Raw genomic sequence first — 19,828 nt, 5'->3', positions numbered from 1 at the left:
AGGTTCAGTTAACTCGTTTCCGCTCGACTTGCATGTGTTAGGCCTGCCGCCAGCGTTCAATCTGAGCCATGATCAAACTCTTCAATTTAAGATTTTGTCGGCTCAATGAATACTGAACATTACATAAGTAATGTTTGAATTGACTGTGCCAAGTCCTCTAATGTTTCCAAAAGAAGTCTCGTTTGGTCACTTCGTTTCATTGAAACCTAATTTGAAACCTCTCTTTATTTAGAGAAATTTCTAATTGGATTATCATCAACGAGTGCCCACACAGATTGATAGGTCTATATTTTTAAAGAGCTTCTCTTCTGCGTGATTTGTATCACTCGGAAGAGGCGGCCATTCTAGCGATTTAAGTTTTAGTGTCAACCACTTTTTTCAAACTTTTTTTCAAGCAACTTGCTTGGCTAGTTAACCGTATCGACTTCGCTTGAACCCTTGTGAGCTCTTGCCCTGTCGACGAGGAGGCATTATAGAGATCGCGCTCACATTGGCAAGCGTTATTTTGAAAAAATTGCAAAAATAGCGTCTAAATGTCGTTTTTTCGCTCAAAGCTTTATTTATCCAACTTTACCCCAAATAAGCAAACATCATACTCACAGAGTTATCCACAACTGCTATTTTTTAGACAAAAGAAAAGGCCGCATTGCGACCTTTCTTCTTATATATAAGAGAGCAGATTAGATACCGGAACCATCTTGCTCATTACCATCATCTTCATGAAGTCCACATTCACGCTTTAAACCAAAGAAACGAGTTTCTTCTTCACTCATTCCTGGTTCCCATTTTTTCGTGGTATGGGTATCACCAACGGACAGATAACCTTCATCTCTTAGCGGGTGATATGGCAGACCATGTTCTTCTAGGTAGTAATGAACATCTTTATTAGTCCAGTCGATTACGGGTAGGAATTTAAACACACCATTTTGGATAGATAAGATCGGCAAGTTGGTACGTGACTTAGATTGCTCTCGGCGTAGGCCAGAGAACCAAGTTCCAACTTCTAGTTCATCCAACGCGCGACGCATTGGTTCGACTTTGTTTATCTTGTTGTATTTCTCTATTCCCTCTATACCTTGCTCCCACAGATTTCCGTAACGCGCTTCTTGCCAGTTTGGACTCTCTACTGCTCGATAAACTTTGAGATTTAAAGTCAACTGTTCACTTAACTGATCGATAAAGCGATACGTTTCGGGAAATAGATAGCCTGTATCGGTTAAGATGACTGGGATATCTGGGGACTGTTGAGTCACAAGGTGTAGCATCACAGCCGCTTGAACACCAAAACTTGAAGAGACCGCAAACTGACCTTCGAGGTTTTCTAATGCCCAAGCAACTCTTTGCTCAGCGGTTAGCTTCTCTAGCTCACCATTAATTTGTGCAAGACGGAGTATTTGCTCCGTCTTAGTTAATGAGAGCAGTTCTGCTAACTTCGGTTTGGAAGCGACAGAATCAAGCATATAAGTCCCTCTTAGACACTTTAACTTCTTGGATGATGCCTGCGCGTATAGCAAAGTCACCAAACCCTTCACCCTCTTCGCGTTCTTTCGCCCAACGACCAACTAGCAGATCAATTTCTTCTAGTATCTGTTTATCTGTGATGTTCTCTTTATACATCTTCGGAATACGCGTACCCGCTCGGTTACCACCAAGGTGCAGGTTGTAACGACCTGGCGCTTTACCAACCAATCCGATTTCAGCCAACATTGCGCGTCCACAGCCATTCGGACAACCAGTGACTCGCAATATAATATTGTCATCTTCTGGTAAGCCGTGTTTTTCTAGGATGCCTTCTACGTCTGTAACAAACTGCGGAAGGAAACGCTCTGCTTCAGCCATCGCTAATGGACATGTTGGGAATGCGACACACGCCATTGAGTTTTTGCGCTGCTCACTCACGCTGTCATCGATCAAACCATGTTCACGGGCGATCTTTTCAATTTTTGCTTTCTGGCTTTTCGCTACACCAGCAACAATCAAGTTTTGGTTTGCTGTCATGCGGAAATCGCCTTTGTGAATTTTGGCAATTTCAGCAACACCTGTTTTAAGCGGTTTGCCTGGGTAATCAAGCAGACGACCATTTTCGATAAATAGAGCTAAGTGGTGTTTACCGTCTATACCTTCAACCCATCCAATGCGGTCACCACGATCAGTAAACTCGTATGGACGGCTATCTGAGAACGTCACGCCAGCTCGCTTTTCGACTTCCGCTTTAAAGACATCAATACCGACACGATCGAGTGTGTACTTAGTTTTTGCATTTTTACGATTTGAGCGGTTCCCCCAATCACGCTGAGTGGTGACTACTGCCGCAGCGACATCTAGCGTCTTTTCTAGAGGGATAAACCCAAAGTCATCTGCGCGGCGAGCATAGGTAGATGTATCGCCGTGCGTCATAGCAAGGCCACCGCCAACTAATACGTTGAAGCCAATTAATTTTCCATTTTCACCAATCGCGACGAAGTTAAGGTCGTTCGCATGTACGTCGACATCATTTTGTGGCGGAATGACAACCGTTGTTTTGAACTTACGAGGAAGATACGTCTTACCTAAAATTGGTTCGTCATCTTCTGTTGTTTCCACTTTCTCGCCATCCAACCAGATCTCAGCGTACGCTTTGGTTTTTGGTAGCAAGTGCTCACTGATCTTCTTCGCCCATTCATAAGCTTCTTGATGTAACTCAGACTCAATTGGGTTGGTGGTACATAGGACGTTACGGTTTACGTCACCAGCCGTCGCTATTGAGTCAATCCCAATGCTGTTTAAGGTTTGGTGCATGAGCTTGATATTTGGCTTTAGTACACCGTGAAACTGAAACGTTTGACGTGTCGTTAGACGAATACTGCCATAAAGCGAATGCTCGGTAGCAAACTTATCAATCGCAAGCCACTGTTTTGGTGTAATGATGCCACCTGGCATGCGCGCGCGTAGCATTACATTGTGCAGTGGTTCGAGTTTTTGCTTAGCACGTTCATTTCGAATGTCGCGGTCATCTTGCTGGTACATTCCGTGGAAACGAATCAGCTGAAAGTTATCTGCTGTAAATCCACCAGTAATACGGTCCTGTAAATCTTGCTCGATTGTGCCACGTAAGAAATTACTTTGAGTTTTGAGGCGTTCGTTATCCGAAAGAGGTCCTAGAACTTCACCCAATACTTCCTGCTTATTACTCATTAGTACACATCCCTTTGGTAACGTTTTGCTTTACGTAAGTCGTTAATAAATTCTTCTGCATCATCACGAGACATCTTGCCTTGTTGCTCAGCAACAATTACCAATGCTTCGTGCACATCTTTTGCCATTCGAGTTGCGTCACCACAAACATAGATATAGGCACCATCTTGAATCCACTGCCAAACCTGCTCAGCATTTTCTAGGATGCGGTGTTGGACGTAGACCTTCTCTACTTGGTCACGGCTAAAAGCAACATCTAGACGATTAAGTAATCCAGATTTGAGGTACTTCTGCCACTCCACTTGATAGAGGAAGTCTTGAGTAAAGGTGCGGTCACCGAAGAATAACCAGTTCTTGCCTTCAGCATCGCGGTTATCTCGCTCTTGAATAAAGCTACGGAAAGGCGCAATACCAGTACCCGGACCAATCATAATGACGGGAGTGTTGTCATCTTGAGGCAATTTGAAGTTATTGTTGTTTTCAACAAACACTTTAACCTCCCCCCCCTCTTCCAGTCGCTGTGACAAGAAGCTTGAGGCACCGCCGTAGCGCTTATCGTCACCTTTATCATATTCAACAAGGCCAACGGTTAGATGAACTTCTTGGTCTACTTCTGACTGACTCGAAGCGATTGAGTATAGTCGAGGGGTCAAACGACGCAGCAACCCAATCAGTTGATCTGCGGTTAACTTGGTTTTCTTTTCATCAAGAACATCAACGACCTGAGTATTGGTTGCGTATTCACGCAATTGGTCTTTATCTTGAGCCAGTTTTTGTAGTTTTTTACTACCGGACAGTTCGGCGTACTTCGCGACCAGTTGTGGGTTAGATGCGGTGATCTCATATTTAGCCACCAGCGCACTATGAATTGACAGGCTTTCACCATCCACTTCAACGCTTTCCACCCCAGATAAACCCACTTTTGCTAAGATTGCGTTAGCGAGCTCAGAGCTGTTTTCAAACCATACCCCAAGCGCATCACCCGGTTGATATGTTAAGCCCGAGCCGTCCAAGTCGATTTCGATATGACGAACATCTTTCCCTGAATCACGGCCTGTAATTTTTTGGCTAGTCAGCAAAGTGGCGGTATAAGGTTTTTGCTTACTGTACTGAGAGTGTCCAGCAGCCTGAGCCACTGGAAGCTGGACTATATCCGCTTCTTGCCCTGAAGAGAGATCTTCTTTCACTGTCTCCAGCGCTTTAGCACGCCATTCAGACGCGGACGCTTCATAGTCAACATCACAATCAATTCGATCAATGAAAGCCGTCGCGCCTTGCTTCGCAAGGTAAGCGTCAAAATCTTTACCAGTTTGGCAGAAGAACTCATAGCTAGAGTCACCCAGACCAATCACACCATATTTCAGGTTCGCTAATTTAGGTGCTTTCTTAGACTGCAAAAACTCATGCAATTCAATCGCATTGTCCGGCGCTTCACCTTCACCATTCGTTGAAGCCACAATAATTACATGTGTTTCTTTGGCTAGGTTCTTACCTTTATAGTCACTGGCATCGAATAGCTCTGCTTCAATACCCAAGGCTTTTGCTTCTTGCTCTAGCGCTTCTGCAACACCTTTAGCATTGCCGGTTTGTGAAGCAAAAATAATTGATAGTTTGCCAGCAGGCTTTGCCGCTACAGCAGCAACGGCTTGGTTGATTGGTGCGGCAGCAGACACGGTCTGTGTTTGGGCCAATCCCCAGAAATATCCACTCACCCATGCCAACTGCTGAGAAGACAAGTCTGCAACGGTCTGTTGTAGCGAGTTCAGCTGTTGATCATTCAGAGGAGCTGCGATCGATGGTAGTTCTTGTGGCGTGTTTCCTTGAGAGGACACGTTCTTGTTTAAAGACATGGTCTCGACATCCCTATTCATTGCGTGATGATAGATTAACCACTCTCTTTAATAACAAGAAAGAATAGAAGTGAATGTTTTATAACTTTTTGAATTAAAGAATAGGGAGACAACAATCATCAAATGCTATTTTGCCTCTACGCGAACCTGCTTGAAACCTACCGCCATTGCTGACTTTGACGCTAGATCGAGGTCCATATAATGACACTCTTCACCGTGAGAGTCGGTCAAAAGAACAAAGCCACCACGAGTATGGCGAAATTCCACAATCCAGCTTCCTTCTTGTGCTGAAGGCTCGATAATGGCTTCTACTAGCTGATTCTCACGATATAGATTTCGAAGTTCAGTGATAGTCATGAGGTTCCTTTCTCTGGCGAAAATTCCTTATTAAGCATGGCCAATGACAGAAAAAGTGCTAAACGAAATGAACGGATATAATCAATAGATATAAAAAAACGCCGCTTTAGATAGCGACGTTTTAAAAAATAGACTCAGATGTTTAGAAAGAAAACTCTGCGCCAGCAAAGAAGCCATTAGCAAAAATAAACGGGTCGCCCTTAGTATTCGGGAACTCTTCCGACTCCAAATCAATCACGCGGTAACCACCACGGAAAGCCAATGTATTCTCACCAACAGGTAAGCGGTACTGTACACCTGCCATCAAGTCGGTACTCTTAATACCGCTACTATCACCAAAGTTCATTTCACCGATGACATCGAAATTGGTGTTAGGCACCGTGATTTCTGCATAACCGTACCAAGCCCAAATGGTTTTATCAAACGTTGTGCTAGCGCTATTTTCAGGGTTGATATATTTAGTATTACCTAGGTCACTGAACGTCATACCCGCATCAAAATGCATTAAATCATGCTCCATAACACGGTAGTACAAAGTTAAATCCAGTTTATCAAAAGCCATGTAATCAGCATCAACGCTCGTGTAGCGCAGACGTGCATCAGGCACATATTTGATACCGTGTTCAACCGCTACATAAACACTTGGTGTTGTATCACCATCTCGAGTGACCTCGTTCACTTTAGTGTCTGTTAGCCACGCTTCAGCGCCAAACTTAGTTGTTAGAGAGGACTCAGCGAAAGCTGACGCAGAAACGACTGCCGCGATGGCGAATGCACTGGCGGTTTTAAAACCCATGGGATTAGTTCTCCAAGTATTCACTTCAGACAGCCCCGAATCGAGCTGCACATGGCTAGATAAGTATGATGTTCGTCAAATTCTAACATAGACATACCTCTAGCCAGTAAATATTTCTCAGTAGAGTCCTGTTATCGAGGTTGAACCACATAGTTCTTGAAGAACCAAACGCCAATAGCAATCACAATCAACCATGGAATGAGCTTGATCACTGCGCCAACCATTCCTAAAAGCACCATGACTGCCAGAGAAAAAGCAACTCCGACAAACACGGTAACCATAGTCACTCCAGTGACCAGTAATGTTGCTACAAATACCAAAATAAAGATTAGCTCAAACATATCAATCTCCTTTGTTGTTACTAACCTCTATTTCAGGATGCGTGCCAACCTTGACCAACATGCTAAGACATTGAAAATATAGAAAAATAAAAAAGAGCGCTATTAAATAGCGCTCTTTTCTTCGATAGATAATGGTAATTTTCACCAACCCCGTTGGTAATTTTTACACATTCAACTCTTTTGGAATTTTCGCTAGTGCCGCTTCGACCACTTCTATGCCCGATCCTGGCTTATGAGCGTTTTCACTAATATGGCGGCGCCACTGACGAGCACCCGGCATGTTCTGGAACAAACCCAACATATGACGAGTAATATGACCTAAGTACGCGCCATTCGAAAGCTGCTGTTCAATGTATGGATACATTTCTTCCACAACCTGAGTACGCTTTTTAATTGGCTTATCTAATCCAAAGATCTGTTGATCGACCTCAGCTAAGATATAGGGATTCTGATATGCTTCGCGCCCTACCATCACACCATCAAGATGCTGCAAGTGCTCTTTAGTCTCTTGCAGAGTTTTAACGCCACCATTCACAGCGAACACTAAATGAGAGAAGTCTTTCTTTAGTTGATATGCGCGTGGGTAGTCCAGTGGTGGGATCTCACGGTTCTCTTTTGGACTAAGGCCAGAAAGCCAAGCTTTACGGGCATGGATAGTAAATTGCTCACAACCGCCTTTCTCTGAGACGATCGAAACAAAGTCTGTCAGGAATTCATACGAATCTTGATCATCAATACCAATACGGGTCTTTACTGTTACAGGTACATCAACCACATCACGCATAGCTGCAACACAGTCTGCCACCAACTGAGGCTCGCCCATTAGACAAGCACCAAAGCGGCCATTCTGTACACGGTCAGATGGACAGCCAACGTTTAAGTTAATCTCATCGTAGCCACGCTCTGCCGCCAGTTTAGCGCAAGTAGCCAAGTCCTTAGGATTTGAACCGCCTAATTGCAGGGCAACTGGATGCTCTTCCTGGTTATATGCTAAGAAGTCACCTTTACCATGAATAATTGCCCCCGTGGTGACCATCTCTGTATAAAGCAGAGTCTCGTTAGTCAACAAGCGGTGGAAGTAACGGCAGTGTCGATCCGTCCAATCGAGCATGGGTGCAATGGAAAAGCGGTTAGCCGCGTATTTACTAGTATTGTCAGGTTTCATAAGGTGAGTCTCGCTAAACAGTGAGCATCGTGGTCAAAACAGAATCCGCGATTATACACACAGAAGAGAAAACATTCAGGAAAAAAGCAGGCAACCATATGCTTGTTCCCTTGCTCGGTGAGTCCTTCGATATTGCTAAGAGGCAACCTAAGCAGGGAGAACGCATCTTCCCTTACAACGCGCGGAGCGTTACCGCAGGTTTTCAACGTGTGCGCAATGAACTAGGTATCGAAGATTTGCGCTATCACGACCTCAGAAGGGAAGGCGCGAGCCGACTATTTGAAAAAGAGTATTCAATTGAAGAAGTTGCTCAGGTAACTGGACATAGAAACCTCAATATACTTTGGCAAGTTTACACAACTTCAGCCCGAACTATTGCATAAAAAATGACATATACGACTAAAATAAAGATTAGAGGGAATTCATCACAACTGAAAGCAATTTAGTTAGCTGATTATTCCACTGCGTGTATAATGAGCGACAATTTAAAGTATAAGGTTTATTGAATTTAGAGATGGCAAATAAAGCGTTAATTAACCCCTACATGTTAACTTGGGCACGGCAAAGAGCTGGCCTAAGCGATGACGTGCTTGCTAAAAAACTAGGGGTTAAGAAAGTCGAAAAGATTGCTATCTGGGAGAATGGGGAAGATCAACCTACATTTGGCCAAGCTCAAAAGCTAGCTCAAATCACGAGTGTCCCCTTCGGATATTTGTTTTTGGCAAACCCACCATATGAAGAACTACCTATCCCTGATTTACGAACGGTTGGCGACAGAGACATCCCAGAGATATCTTTGGAAATGCGAGACGTTATTAAGCAAGTTATGCTTAAGCAAGAATGGTATCGCGATTACTTAAAACAAATGGGTGAAGAAACACTTCCTTTTGTTGGTCGCTTCACAACTAAAAGCTCTATCAAGGAAGTCGCGCAAGATATAAGAAATGTTATTAATGTTCCAATACCTAACAAAGGTGGTTGGGAGCAGTATTATACCGAGCTTATTCAAGGTGCAGAGAATGCTCGAATCTTGGTTATGCGAAGTGGCATTGTAGGGAACAATACTCATAGAAAGCTTGAAGTAAGTGAATTCAGAGGCTTTGCTCTTTGTGACGAGCTAGCTCCTGTTGTTTTTATAAACAGCTCTGACGCTCCTGCTGCGAGACTCTTTACCCTAATTCATGAATTAGCCCATCTTTGGATTGGTAGCTCTGGTGTTTCTGACACTAAAGAAAGTGACGCTCAAAATGAAGAAATGTTCTGCAACTCTGTCGCTAGTGAATTTTTAGTTCCAAGCGAAGACTTTGAAGCCATATGGAATAATAACTCTCCACTAGATACAAATCTTACGCAGGTATCTACAACATTTCATGTAAGTAAAATTGTTGTTGCTAGAAAAGCTCTTGGATTCGGTTACATAACTAAAAAACAATACTGGAGTTTCTATAACTCTGTAATAAAAGCCTTTCGAGATAAAAAAGGTGGGGGTAGCGGTGATTTCAACAGAAACGCTGGCGCTAAAAACAGCCACTTATTCTCTAGTGCAGTAGTAGCTGAAGCGTTAAGCGGCAGAATGCTGCTAAGGGATGCTGGTCAATTGCTAGGCATCAAGCCAAACAAAATAAAAACATATGCGAGTACACTTAGCCTATGAACTACCTGCTAGACGCTAACACTTTCATCGAAGCAAAAAACAGATACTATTCAATGACTATTTGCCCTGGATATTGGCAGTGGATATTGGATTCTAATATCAAGTTTGGTGTGTCTAGTATAGATTTTGTAAAAACAGAGCTAGTTGCGGGCAATGATGACCTATCTACATGGGCAAAGGATCACTATCATATTTTTGCCTCGATAGATGATGAAGAAACTCAGTTAGCTTTTGTGGACGTAGTTAACCACGTCATGTCACTTCAAGACATGCGCCCTGGAACCCATGAAGAGTTTCTGCGAGGTGCAGACCCTTGGCTTATTGCTAAAGCAATAGCAACAAAAGCCACTATTGTTACTCACGAAAAGCTAGATCGTAAGATTAAAAAGAAAATACTGATACCAAATATATGTGAAGCATTCGGTGTACAGTACATCAATACTTTTGAATTGTTAAACGAGTTAGAGGCCTGTTTTGTAATATCTCCCGAAGCAGCATGATTTTTTAGGACCAGCAACCCCCGCTACTGGCGCACCAACAATAGATCGATTTGAAGTAGCTGAGCAGGGCCTCGGGATTATCTGTGCGGGCAAGCGCGTTCGTAAATCACTAGATGTATGTGAGTTCAATATCGTTTAAATATGACTATAACTTCTCCCCTAGAGCCTCGCACCAATATCTACCTGCAGTGGGACTATTTTCCCATGTTGATAGCCCCCTAGGCTCTAACGACCCTTCCTTTTTAATAGTATAGCCTTTCTTAAGCTGCCCATTAGCCTTTCGCCCTTTACATTTGCAGTACTTGCTTATGCGTTTTCGTCGTCTAGCCATACCAATTAAAGTGTATAAGAGCATGCCACCATGACGTAGTGATTGGATCAACACTGTGTCGAAATAAAAAAGGCCAACCCTTCGGTTAGCCAACATTTTTATAGTGTAAGACTGGGATACTCCAAGATCAATTCGTTGTCAGTGAACGTACAAACCGAGAAATAGTTAAAATACTGCACAAGCTCTCTACGGTCTGATTCAGTCATCGCTTCTTCCAATGCTACACTGGTTCGGTGTAATCCGTGTAGCCTATCGTTACTGATTTCAGCATGAATGCTATCGACCAACGTCCTTAAGTTTGATCTATCCATAAGTCTCAACCTAGCCTCTGTTGATGAATCAAAGCTGATATAAATATGTGAAACCATCTCCATATTGTCAATACAGTCAATAAAAAATAAAACTAACGAGGTAGCGTGTTAATTTCTATCATCAATGGACTGCAATCTGGGCAGCAAATTGGTTTGTCGCGAAACCAGCTCTCTGAGCTGACTAAGGCACTGGAAGAATTTGATTTTGAGCGCGGTTTACAGATCTTGGACACAAGCCTGCGATGAGAAGTGAGTAAAATGCTGTAATTTGTATCGTTTTTATTGTAGATAATGTAACTTATGCCATTAAAGTCAGGCTACTACTATTCATCCTTCGAATAAGTAACCTGCTGACATAGCGAATTGATATTACCTACAGAGCGACGATAAACCGCAAGAAATGGTATATTATTAAAAATGTCCATTGGTAACGGTGATAAGTTTGGACCAGCAGTTAGTAAAGCAAATAGAAGATATATGTGCAGCCAGAGGCGTAAGGCTTACCGCCCAACGCAAAAGAGTGTTTGAGCTGATTTGCTCAAGTCCAAAGGCTGCAAGTGCTTATGAGCTTTTAGACGAGTTAAAAGTAAGTGAACCCCAGGCCAAACCACCTACTGTGTATCGAGCCTTGGACTTTTTGCTCGAACAGGGATTCATCCACCGTGTTGAATCAACCAACAGCTATATTCAATGCTGCTCCTGCAATGCCCATAAGCATCACTCGCATCTTTTGATTTGCGACAGATGCAGCAACGTTATTGAACTGCAAGATGATAGTTTGGTAGCCTTGCTAAAGAAGAATGCGGAATTACATGGTTTTTCCATCAACAATCACGTTATTGAATCACATGGTATTTGTCAGTCATGTGCCTCTGACAAAGCGAAATAAGATATAGAAGAAGATTATGCGCGCTGAATTTGTAAACCCGTTTTTAGCTTCATTGATGAATGTTTTGAAAACGATGGCTTCACTGGAATTGAAGCCACAGAAACCTCGTGTCAAAAAAGATGAAATTGCACGTGGAGATGTTTCAGGTTTAATCGGGATGGTAGGTCCGCAAAGCCGCGGTTCTATGTCGATTACTTTCGATGAAAACCTCGCTCTTGAAATTATGCAGAATATGCTTGGTGAACGCCCTAATGGGCTGAACGATGAAGTGACAGACATGGTGGGTGAAATCACTAACATGGTGACGGGTGGTGCAAAACGTATCCTAGCCGAAAGTGGTTTTGATTTTGATATGGCGACGCCTGTCGTTGTCTCTGGTAAAGGCCACACCATCCGTCACAAGTGCGAAGGTTCTATCATTATCATGCCGTTCACTTCTCAATGGGGTAACGCATTTATTGAGATCTGTTTTGAATAACCCTTAACAGATAAACAAATAAAAAACGCTTCTCTAGAGAAGCGTTTTTTATTTATGCAATCACCTTACGGGCTTTCAATACTTGTAAGCAGTCATCAACCAGCTCATCAATTGACTTCTCACCAGCCCGAAGATCAATTTCTGGATTGAGTGGTGCTTCATACTCAGAATCGATACCAGTAAAATTAGTAATCTCCCCTGCACGCGCTTTTTTATACAGACCTTTAGGATCCCTTTGTTCACACACTTCCAATGAAGTATTGACGAACACTTCTAAAAACTCGTCCTCTGGCAGCATTTCACGTACCAACTGCCTCTCTGCACGATGAGGAGAAATAAAAGCGGACAAGACGATCAAACCAGCATCCGCCATCAGCTTAGCCAATTCACCGATGCGACGGATGTTTTCACGGCGATCTTGCTCAGAGAACCCGAGATCACTACACAAACCATGACGAACATTGTCTCCATCTAACAAGTAAGTGTGATGCCCCAATTCAGCCAAACGCGTTTCTAGAGCACCTGCGACGGTCGACTTACCTGCGCCAGACAAGCCAGTAAACCAAAGCACAACGGGTTGCTGTCTTTTGAGTTTGGCGCGAAATTCTTTGTCAATCGAGTGATGATGCCAAACAACATTTTCGTCTTTAGTCGGTGTTTCCGTAGTCATAATTGAGTCCTTTTAAAACGGAAAGAAGAGTGGAATCAGCGTTAACACCAACACGGAGTAAACAATCGATAAAGGAATTCCCACTCGAACATAATCAGTAATTTTGTAATTTCCTACGCTATAAACCAAAAGGTTAGTTTGATAACCGTAGGGTGAAATAAAGCTCGCACTTGCACCAAACAACACCGCCATAATAAATGGCATAGGATCGACCCCGTAGCCCAAAGCCATACTGTAACCAATTGGAAATGCTAATGCGGCCGCAGCATTGTTAGTAACAAGTTCAGTTAAAATAAGAGTAAGCAAGTAAGTCGCAACCAAAGCACCAAAGACTCCCCACCCATTGAATCCTTCAATAAACATCTGACCCAAACTGACCGATAAACCGGATGACAACATCAGTTGTGCGATTGACAGCGCCGAACCAACGATCACAACAATATCGATGGGAAAGCGTCTACGCAATTCGGCAAGTTGGATGACGCCAGAAAAGAGCGCCGCTAAAAGAAAGACGGACAAACCTTTTATCAATGGAAACAAGTCAAGCAAAGCTAAGGATATGACACCAGCAAAACCCAATAACACACAAGTCGATTTATTCGTGTCTAGACGAGCACTTGAACCAAGCGCATTGATCAACACAAACTCTTTGCGATGGGCTTGTCTCTCTTGTTCAAAACGCTTACCAGGAACAAGTACTAAGGTATCCCCTGCATTTAGAGTGATATTCCCCAAGCCACCTTGCAAACGCTCGTGGCCACGACGAATAGCTACCACTACTGCATCAAATCGATCTCTAAAATGACTCGATTTCAGCGTCTTATTACAGAAACTGGCCGAAGAGCTGACAACGACTTCAACAAACCCTTGTCCATTAAGGTGGTGTTGACCAAATAGGGTTAAACCTTGAATCTCCTGTAAAGTGGCGACACTTTCGATATCACCACAAAACAACAATCGGTCACGAGCTTGAAGGACAAAATCAGGTTCGACCGAAGGCATAGTCTGACCATCACGAACCACTTCAGCCAAGAACAACTTACGTAACGCACGTAGGTTGTTTTCACTGATGCTCCGTCCAACTAGCGGCGAACCAGGCTCGACGCGCGCTTCTAAGAAATAAGGCAGCTCATCCTGTGTATGATCTTCATAATCAGGCAGAAAGTAACTCATGGGGATCAAGATCATCAAGCCACCAAGCAGCACAGACAAACCGATCAACGTGGGGGCAAAAAAACCTAAACTCGGCAAACCGGCATCTTCAACAAAGCTATTGATGATCAAGTTTGTGGATGTACCGATCAAAGTGAGCGTACCACCCAAAATCGCCGCATAAGAGAGAGGGATCAACAGTTTAGATGGGGCATGCTGCTGATTGCGCTTAATGGCACCAATCAGAGATACTACCACTGCGGTGTTATTGGTAAATGAAGAGAGTAACGCGGTTGAAATTCCAAGTTTTGCAACCACAGTGGCTAGACGACCATTAGACAATGAACGACTGACCCAACTCACCAAACGCGTTTTCTCCAATGCTGCTGAAGCCAAAATCAGCAGCACCAAAGTCAGTAGAGAAGAGTTAGTAAAATTCGTGGCAACATCACCGAGCTCAATCATTCCGCCAAGAAAAGCAATGAATGCTGCACCTGCGAAGATATAACTCGGTTTAATCCGCGTAGCCAACAGGCAGGTTACTATGCCTAATAATATTGCTAACACAAATCCTTGTTGCCACATATTACTTCCCTACCAGTAAGACGGTTACTTAAGTAACTGACTGATATCTTTTGATTCCCAGTGTGGGAAATGCTTGCGGATTAACGCGTTAAGTTCGATCTCAAATGCAGAGAAATCACCGACTTTCGTTTCCACCTGAGTCAAGCTTTCACGTACCAAGCCAGCACCAACTGTCACATTGGTTAAGCGGTCAATAATGATAAACCCACCAGTATCTTGGCATGAGGTGTAGCTATCGAGTGCCACTGACTCAGTCAGCGTCCATTCACACAAACCGATACCGTTGAGTGGTAATTCAACCGCACTATGGGTTGAAAGGTTATTGATGTCATACTGATGACGAATGGACTCAACACGACCCACTGTTTTCTTGCCAGCAATCTTGATGTCATACTCACGCCCCGGCTGAAGCGGTTGCTCTGTCATCCAAACCACATCAGCTAGGAGATGGTTACTCGATTCAATCTGCGCCTTTTCTAGAACAATTAGATCACCACGGCTAACATCAATTTCGTCTTCCAAAGTGAGCGTCACTGCCAGTCCAGCTTGTGCCTGCTCTAGGTCGCCATCAAAAGTCACAATACGAGCAACTTTCGATGTTTTGCCTGAAGGTAACGCCTTAACCTCATCACCAACGTTGATAGAACCTGACGCAATCGTGCCAGAGAAACCACGGAAATCTAGGTTTGGTCGATTCACATACTGGACTGGGAAACGGAACTCACCAACGGCCTTGTCACGATCAACGTTTACCGTTTCAAGGATCTCAAGCAAAGATGGACCTTCGAACCAACTCAAGTTCTCACTTGCATCTACAACATTGTCACCCTCTAAAGCCGACAGCGGTAAAATCTGAATATCGATTTCACCCTGTAGATTCTTAGAAAACTCCAAATATTCGTCGCGGATCTGTTCAAATCGTTGCTGTGAGTAGTCGACAAGATCCATTTTGTTCACGGCAACAACAAAGTGTTTTAAACCCAATAGATTTGAGATAAACGAATGACGACGAGTTTGATCCAACACACCTTTACGTGCGTCAATTAAGATCACCGCCAGATCACACGTTGATGCCCCTGTTGCCATATTGCGTGTGTACTGTTCATGCCCCGGGGTGTCGGCAATGATGAACTTACGTTTTTGGGTAGAGAAGTAACGGTACGCGACATCAATCGTGATCCCCTGCTCTCGCTCTGCCTGTAATCCATCGACCAACAACGCTAGGTCAGGACGCTCGCCAGTTGTGCCCACACGTTGACTGTCGTTATGTACGGCCGCTAACTGATCTTCATAGATCTGCTTTGAGTCATGCAGTAATCGGCCGATTAAAGTACTTTTGCCATCATCTACTGATCCACAGGTAAGGAATCTAAGCAGTGATTTGTATTGATGCTGTGTAAGGTAACCTTCGATACCTAGCTCTTCTAATTGAGCTTCTACTACGCTGTTCATGTTTCTTTCCTTAGATCCTAAATTAGAAGTAGCCTTGACGTTTTTTCAGTTCCATCGATCCAGACTGATCGTGGTCGATCGCGCGGCCTTGACGTTCACTCGATGTTGCCACCAACATCTCTTCAATAATGCCAGTTAACGTATTCGCATCTGACTCAATCGCCCCCGTAAGCGGGTAGCAGCCAAGAGTACGGAAACGTACGCTCTTCTCTTCAATCACTTCTCCCGGCTCTAACTTCATACGATCATCATCCACCATGATCAGCATGCCATCACGCTCAACAACAGGACGCTTTTCTGCTAGATACAGCGGAACAATGTCGATGTTCTCCAAGTAGATGTATTGCCAGATATCCAGTTCAGTCCAGTTCGATAGCGGGAAGACACGAATGCTTTCACCTTTGTTGATCTGACCGTTGTAAGTACGCCATAACTCTGGACGTTGATTCTTTGGATCCCAAGTGTGGTTCTTATCGCGGAACGAATAGACACGCTCTTTAGCACGTGATTTCTCTTCATCTCGACGAGCTCCACCAAAAGCCGCATCAAAACCATATTTATTCAGAGCCTGTTTCAGGCCTTGTGTTTTCATAATATCGGTATGCTTAGATGAGCCGTGCGTAAACGGACTACATCCCATCGCTAAACCTTCAGGGTTCTTATGCACCAAAAGCTCAAAACCATACTTTTCAGCCGTACGATCACGAAACTCAATCATCTCTTTAAATTTCCAGTCAGTATCCACGTGCAGCAGCGGGAACGGGATCTTTCCTGGGTAGAAAGCTTTGCGAGCGAGATGCAACATTACCGACGAATCTTTACCGATCGAGTACATCATCACTGGGTTATCAAACTCAGCCGCCACTTCACGGATGATATGAATACTCTCCGCTTCGAGTTGCTTGAGGTGGGTTAAACGTTCTTGGTCCATGTTAGTGCTTCCTTTACGGCTCAATACGAGCTTCTGACTAATCAAATAATGAGTTATGCGAATTGGCGCTGTTGTACGCTAGGCTGTGGAGTGAACCACGCCAGCTTGTCTGACAGTGACACCACTTCACCAATGACGATGAGAGACGGCGATTGCGCGTCTTTTGCAAGTTCAGCCAGTTGAGATAGCTGACCTTTGAATATTCTTTGGGTTGACTGAGTCCCACGCTCAATAATGGCGATTGGAGTCTCAGGGCTACGGCCGTGCTCAATCAACTGATGCTCAATATAGTCAGACTTCATTAAGCCCATATAGATCACCAGCGTTTGGTTGCCGCGAGCCAACGTAGACCAGTCCATCTGGTCACTTTCTGCTTTCAAATGCCCTGTTATAAACATTGCTGATTGAGCGTAATCTCTATGGGTTAACGGTATGCCCGCATAAGCTGTCGCACCCGCTGCGGCGGTAATACCAGGAACAACATGAAAAGAAACTCCAGCGTCCGCCAATACTTCAAGCTCTTCACCACCGCGGCCAAAAATAAACGGATCACCGCCCTTGATGCGAGCGACACGGTGACCTTGTTTAGCAAAGTCCACCAATAGCTGATTGGTTTTTTCTTGAGGGACACTATGGTGGCCAGCGCGCTTACCAACACACACCGTAATCGTGTCACTAGGAAGGAGAGACATAATGTCTTCAGAAACAAGATAGTCGTATAGCACGACATCCGCTTGCTGTAAGAAACGCATTGCCTTCAGCGTTAGCAACTCTACGTCACCAGGGCCTGCACCGATAAGTGCTACTTCACCTTTACCGAGCACGCTGCGACCAAAAGTATTTAAATCCATCTGATTGCTACGCTGTGCACGTTGAGCGTTCAAAGGGAATTGAGAAACGGTTTCCTTGCGAGCCATAATGTCATCCTTCAATGTCTATGGAAGCATTATGTATCTGTATCTTTATTACCTGAAATTCTAAAATTTCATTTTTTATATCAATTTCTGATAAGAACAATAAACCGTACCATATTCCCTTTATCGAATTTTGAGAGATTCTTTGCATAACACCAATACATAACTGCTCTAGATCACAATTAATTACCTAGTGAAACAATTGTTTCACTTCATTTTGTTAAATTAGACGGGTCTTATTTAACGCTATCGGAGCTTAAAAAATGAAAGCAGCAGTGAACCCCCTGTCTCTTGCAGTACTTGGTGGTATGTTGGCCATGGCTGGTCCAGTAATGGCAGATACGATCAAACTTCGTATTGTCGAAACGACTGATATTCACACTAACGTCATGGACTATGACTACTACAAAGACAAGCCATCGCAACAGATTGGTCTTACTCGCACTGCTACTCTGGTTAAACAAGCTCGTGCCGAAGTAGAAAACAGTGTACTTGTTGATAATGGTGACCTAATTCAAGGCAGCCCTATGGGAGACTATATGGCAGCGAAAGGCATTGAAAAAGGCGAGGTACACCCAGTATACAAAGCGATGAACCAGTTGAATTACGATGTGGGTAACATTGGTAATCATGAGTTTAACTACGGTTTAGAGTTCCTTGCAGAAACTATCAACGACGCTGATTTCCCTTATGTCAGCGCAAACGTATTCGACAAGAAAACTGGCGAGCATTACTTCAAACCATACATCATTAAATCTCATACATTTAAAGACGTTGATGGCGTAGAACACGAAATCAAAGTGGGTTACATCGGCTTTGTTCCACCGCAAATCATGGTGTGGGATAAGAAAAACCTAGAAGGCAAAGTCTTCGCTAAAGACATCAAAGAAACGGCTGATAAGCTAGTGCCTCAAATGAAAGCTGAAGGTGCCGACGTCATCGTTGCGATTCCGCACTCTGGCGTATCTTCAGACCCACATAAAGTAGGTGCAGAAAACTCTACTTACTACCTTTCTCAAGTAGATGGTATCGACGCGATTGCTTTTGGTCACTCTCATGCTGTATTCCCAGGAAAAGGCTTCGATAACATTCCAGGTATTGATAACACAAACGGTACCATCAATGGTGTAGCTGCAGTTATGCCAGGTCGCTGGGGTAGCCACGTTGGTGTCATTGATCTTGAACTGAAAGAAAAAGACGGTAAATGGACGGTTGTAAAAGGCCAAACTGAAGCTCGTCCGATCTACGACAAGAAAACAAAAACTTCACTTGCAGAAGCAGATGCTGAGATGGTTAAAGCGCTTGAAGCTGACCACAAAGGGACTCGCGATTTCGTTAACCAGCCAATCGGTAAAGCTAACGACGTGATGTACAGCTTCTTAGCATTAGTACAAGACGATCCAACAGTACAAATTGTTAACCTTGCACAAAAGGATTACGTTGAGCGCTTTATCCAAGGCGATCCTGACCTAGCAGACATTCCTGTTCTTTCTGCTGCTGCACCATTTAAAGCTGGCGGTCGTAAAAATGATCCGGGTAACTTCACTGAAGTCGAATCTGGTCAGTTGACTTTCCGTAACGCAGCAGACCTTTACCTATACCCGAACACTCTCGTGGCGATGAAAGTAACCGGCACTGAAGTGAAAGAGTGGTTAGAGTGTACAGCGGGTCAGTTTAAGCAAATTGATATCAACAGCACTGAGCCACAAAGTCTGATTGACTGGGATGGTTTCCGTACCTACAACTTCGATGTTATTGATGGCCTGAACTATCAAATTGATGTCACTAAGCCGGCGAAATATGACGGCGACTGCAAGGTGATCAACGAAGGTGCTGAACGTATTGTTAATCTTACTTATCAAGGTAAGCCAATCGATATGAAGCAAGACTTCATCATCGCGACAAACAACTACCGTGCATACAGCAATAAGTTCCCTGGCACAGGCTCTGATTTTGTCGCGTTTGACTCACCAGATGAAAACCGTTCAGTAATCGCGGCTTACATTACTCGCGTAAGCAACGAAAAAGGTGAATTCACGCCAAGCGCAGACAACAACTGGTCATTTGCACCAATTAAGTCAGATAAGAAACTGGACATCCGTTTTGAGACTTCACCAAGTGATAAGGCGGCGAAGTTCATCGAAGAAAAAGGCCAGTATCCAATGAAACGCATCGGCACTGATGATGTAGGTTTCGCGGTTTATCAAATCGACCTTCAGAAATAACCCTCTTTTCCATTGAAACAAAGCCGCACTGTTCGTTGCGGCTTTTTTTTCAT

General features: G+C 43.9%; 18 protein-coding genes, 1 rRNA gene and 1 pseudogene. 6 read left to right on the top strand and 14 right to left on the bottom strand.

The genetic code is table 11. From position 1 onward, the window contains the following. The 8 genes from QTN95_RS14560 to dusA all read right to left on the bottom strand — a co-directional run. Nucleotides 1–88 (bottom strand): 16S ribosomal RNA (locus QTN95_RS14560); the annotation flags it as partial. A gap of 592 nt (nucleotides 89–680) precedes the next feature. Continuing rightward, nucleotides 681–1,460 carry a phosphoadenylyl-sulfate reductase gene (locus QTN95_RS14555; RefSeq protein ID WP_138972810.1) on the bottom strand — a complete coding sequence of 260 codons (780 nt, stop codon included), beginning with the start codon at nucleotides 1,458–1,460 and terminating at the stop codon, nucleotides 681–683. Beyond that, on the bottom strand, nucleotides 1,453–3,174 hold the full coding sequence (cysI, locus tag QTN95_RS14550) for an assimilatory sulfite reductase (NADPH) hemoprotein subunit (protein WP_331417953.1): 1,722 nt from the start codon (nucleotides 3,172–3,174) through the stop codon (nucleotides 1,453–1,455). The genes QTN95_RS14555 and cysI overlap by 8 nt, the downstream gene beginning before the upstream one ends. Next, entirely contained in the window at nucleotides 3,174–5,024 is a 1,851-nt protein-coding gene (locus QTN95_RS14545; RefSeq protein WP_331417951.1) for an assimilatory sulfite reductase (NADPH) flavoprotein subunit, read from the bottom strand. Before QTN95_RS14545 ends, cysI begins: the two co-directional genes overlap by 1 nt. A gap of 126 nt (nucleotides 5,025–5,150) precedes the next feature. After that, entirely contained in the window at nucleotides 5,151–5,381 is a 231-nt protein-coding gene (locus QTN95_RS14540; protein WP_331417950.1) for a hypothetical protein, read from the bottom strand. 142 nt (nucleotides 5,382–5,523) lie between these two features. Further along, nucleotides 5,524–6,177, bottom strand: coding sequence for a TIGR04219 family outer membrane beta-barrel protein (locus tag QTN95_RS14535; RefSeq protein WP_331417949.1), 654 nt, complete (start codon nucleotides 6,175–6,177; stop codon nucleotides 5,524–5,526). A 131-nt stretch (nucleotides 6,178–6,308) separates the two neighbouring features. After that, nucleotides 6,309–6,518 (bottom strand): envelope stress response protein PspG, encoded by a 210-nt coding sequence (gene pspG, locus QTN95_RS14530; RefSeq protein WP_138972806.1) that lies wholly within the window; start codon nucleotides 6,516–6,518, stop codon nucleotides 6,309–6,311. Between the two features lie 163 nt (nucleotides 6,519–6,681). Then, nucleotides 6,682–7,683: a tRNA dihydrouridine(20/20a) synthase DusA gene (gene dusA, locus QTN95_RS14525; RefSeq protein WP_331417948.1), complete on the bottom strand. Its 1,002-nt coding sequence runs from the start codon at nucleotides 7,681–7,683 to the stop codon at nucleotides 6,682–6,684. A gap of 68 nt (nucleotides 7,684–7,751) precedes the next feature. On the opposite strand from dusA, the pseudogene QTN95_RS14520 reads away from it, so the two are divergent. The 3 genes and pseudogenes from QTN95_RS14520 to QTN95_RS14510 form a co-directional block, all read left to right on the top strand. Beyond that, nucleotides 7,752–8,073: pseudogene (locus QTN95_RS14520) on the top strand (tyrosine-type recombinase/integrase); the annotation flags it as partial. Nucleotides 8,074–8,197: 124 nt separating this feature from the next. After that, nucleotides 8,198–9,337: an ImmA/IrrE family metallo-endopeptidase gene (locus QTN95_RS14515; RefSeq protein ID WP_331417946.1), complete on the top strand. Its 1,140-nt coding sequence runs from the start codon at nucleotides 8,198–8,200 to the stop codon at nucleotides 9,335–9,337. Then, nucleotides 9,334–9,837, top strand: a complete 504-nt coding sequence (locus QTN95_RS14510) for a DUF4411 family protein (protein WP_331417945.1) — start codon at nucleotides 9,334–9,336, stop codon at nucleotides 9,835–9,837. The genes QTN95_RS14515 and QTN95_RS14510 overlap by 4 nt, the downstream gene beginning before the upstream one ends. A 429-nt stretch (nucleotides 9,838–10,266) precedes the next feature. Here the strand turns inward: QTN95_RS14510 and QTN95_RS14505 are convergent, their stop codons facing one another. Beyond that, nucleotides 10,267–10,479, bottom strand: a complete 213-nt coding sequence (locus QTN95_RS14505) for a hypothetical protein (RefSeq protein WP_138972798.1) — start codon at nucleotides 10,477–10,479, stop codon at nucleotides 10,267–10,269. A gap of 424 nt (nucleotides 10,480–10,903) precedes the next feature. Between QTN95_RS14505 and zur the strand changes: the two genes are divergently transcribed. Both zur and QTN95_RS14495 read left to right on the top strand, forming a co-directional pair. Next, complete coding sequence (zur, locus tag QTN95_RS14500; RefSeq protein WP_331417944.1) at nucleotides 10,904–11,368, top strand: zinc uptake transcriptional repressor Zur; 465 nt, start codon at nucleotides 10,904–10,906, stop codon at nucleotides 11,366–11,368. Nucleotides 11,369–11,384: 16 nt separating this feature from the next. Then, a complete protein-coding gene (locus QTN95_RS14495) occupies nucleotides 11,385–11,846 on the top strand; it encodes a chemotaxis protein CheX (protein ID WP_006878545.1) in 462 nt (153 codons plus the stop codon). Nucleotides 11,847–11,898: 52 nt separating this feature from the next. Here the strand turns inward: QTN95_RS14495 and cysC are convergent, their stop codons facing one another. From cysC to cobA, 5 genes are read right to left on the bottom strand one after another with little or no spacing between them, the layout of a single operon-like run. Beyond that, on the bottom strand, nucleotides 11,899–12,516 hold the full coding sequence (gene cysC, locus QTN95_RS14490; protein WP_331417943.1) for an adenylyl-sulfate kinase: 618 nt from the start codon (nucleotides 12,514–12,516) through the stop codon (nucleotides 11,899–11,901). Nucleotides 12,517–12,528: 12 nt separating this feature from the next. Further along, complete coding sequence (locus QTN95_RS14485; RefSeq protein WP_138972795.1) at nucleotides 12,529–14,253, bottom strand: SLC13 family permease; 1,725 nt, start codon at nucleotides 14,251–14,253, stop codon at nucleotides 12,529–12,531. A gap of 24 nt (nucleotides 14,254–14,277) precedes the next feature. Then, entirely contained in the window at nucleotides 14,278–15,705 is a 1,428-nt protein-coding gene (gene cysN, locus QTN95_RS14480) for a sulfate adenylyltransferase subunit CysN (protein ID WP_138972794.1), read from the bottom strand. A 22-nt stretch (nucleotides 15,706–15,727) separates the two neighbouring features. Beyond that, entirely contained in the window at nucleotides 15,728–16,660 is a 933-nt protein-coding gene (gene cysD, locus QTN95_RS14475) for a sulfate adenylyltransferase subunit CysD (protein ID WP_276608347.1), read from the bottom strand. 29 nt (nucleotides 16,661–16,689) lie between these two features. Continuing rightward, entirely contained in the window at nucleotides 16,690–17,553 is an 864-nt protein-coding gene (cobA, locus tag QTN95_RS14470) for a uroporphyrinogen-III C-methyltransferase (RefSeq protein ID WP_331417940.1), read from the bottom strand. Between the two features lie 260 nt (nucleotides 17,554–17,813). On the opposite strand from cobA, the gene cpdB reads away from it, so the two are divergent. Beyond that, on the top strand, nucleotides 17,814–19,775 hold the full coding sequence (gene cpdB / locus QTN95_RS14465; RefSeq protein WP_331417939.1) for a 2',3'-cyclic-nucleotide 2'-phosphodiesterase: 1,962 nt from the start codon (nucleotides 17,814–17,816) through the stop codon (nucleotides 19,773–19,775). Nucleotides 19,776–19,828: the final 53 nt, after the last annotated feature.

Source organism: Vibrio sp. M260112, assembly GCF_036533775.1.
Classification (GTDB): Bacteria; Pseudomonadota; Gammaproteobacteria; order Enterobacterales; family Vibrionaceae; genus Vibrio.
Note: the sequence above shows the minus strand (reverse complement) of the source record. Positions and strands in the feature narration are given on the sequence as shown.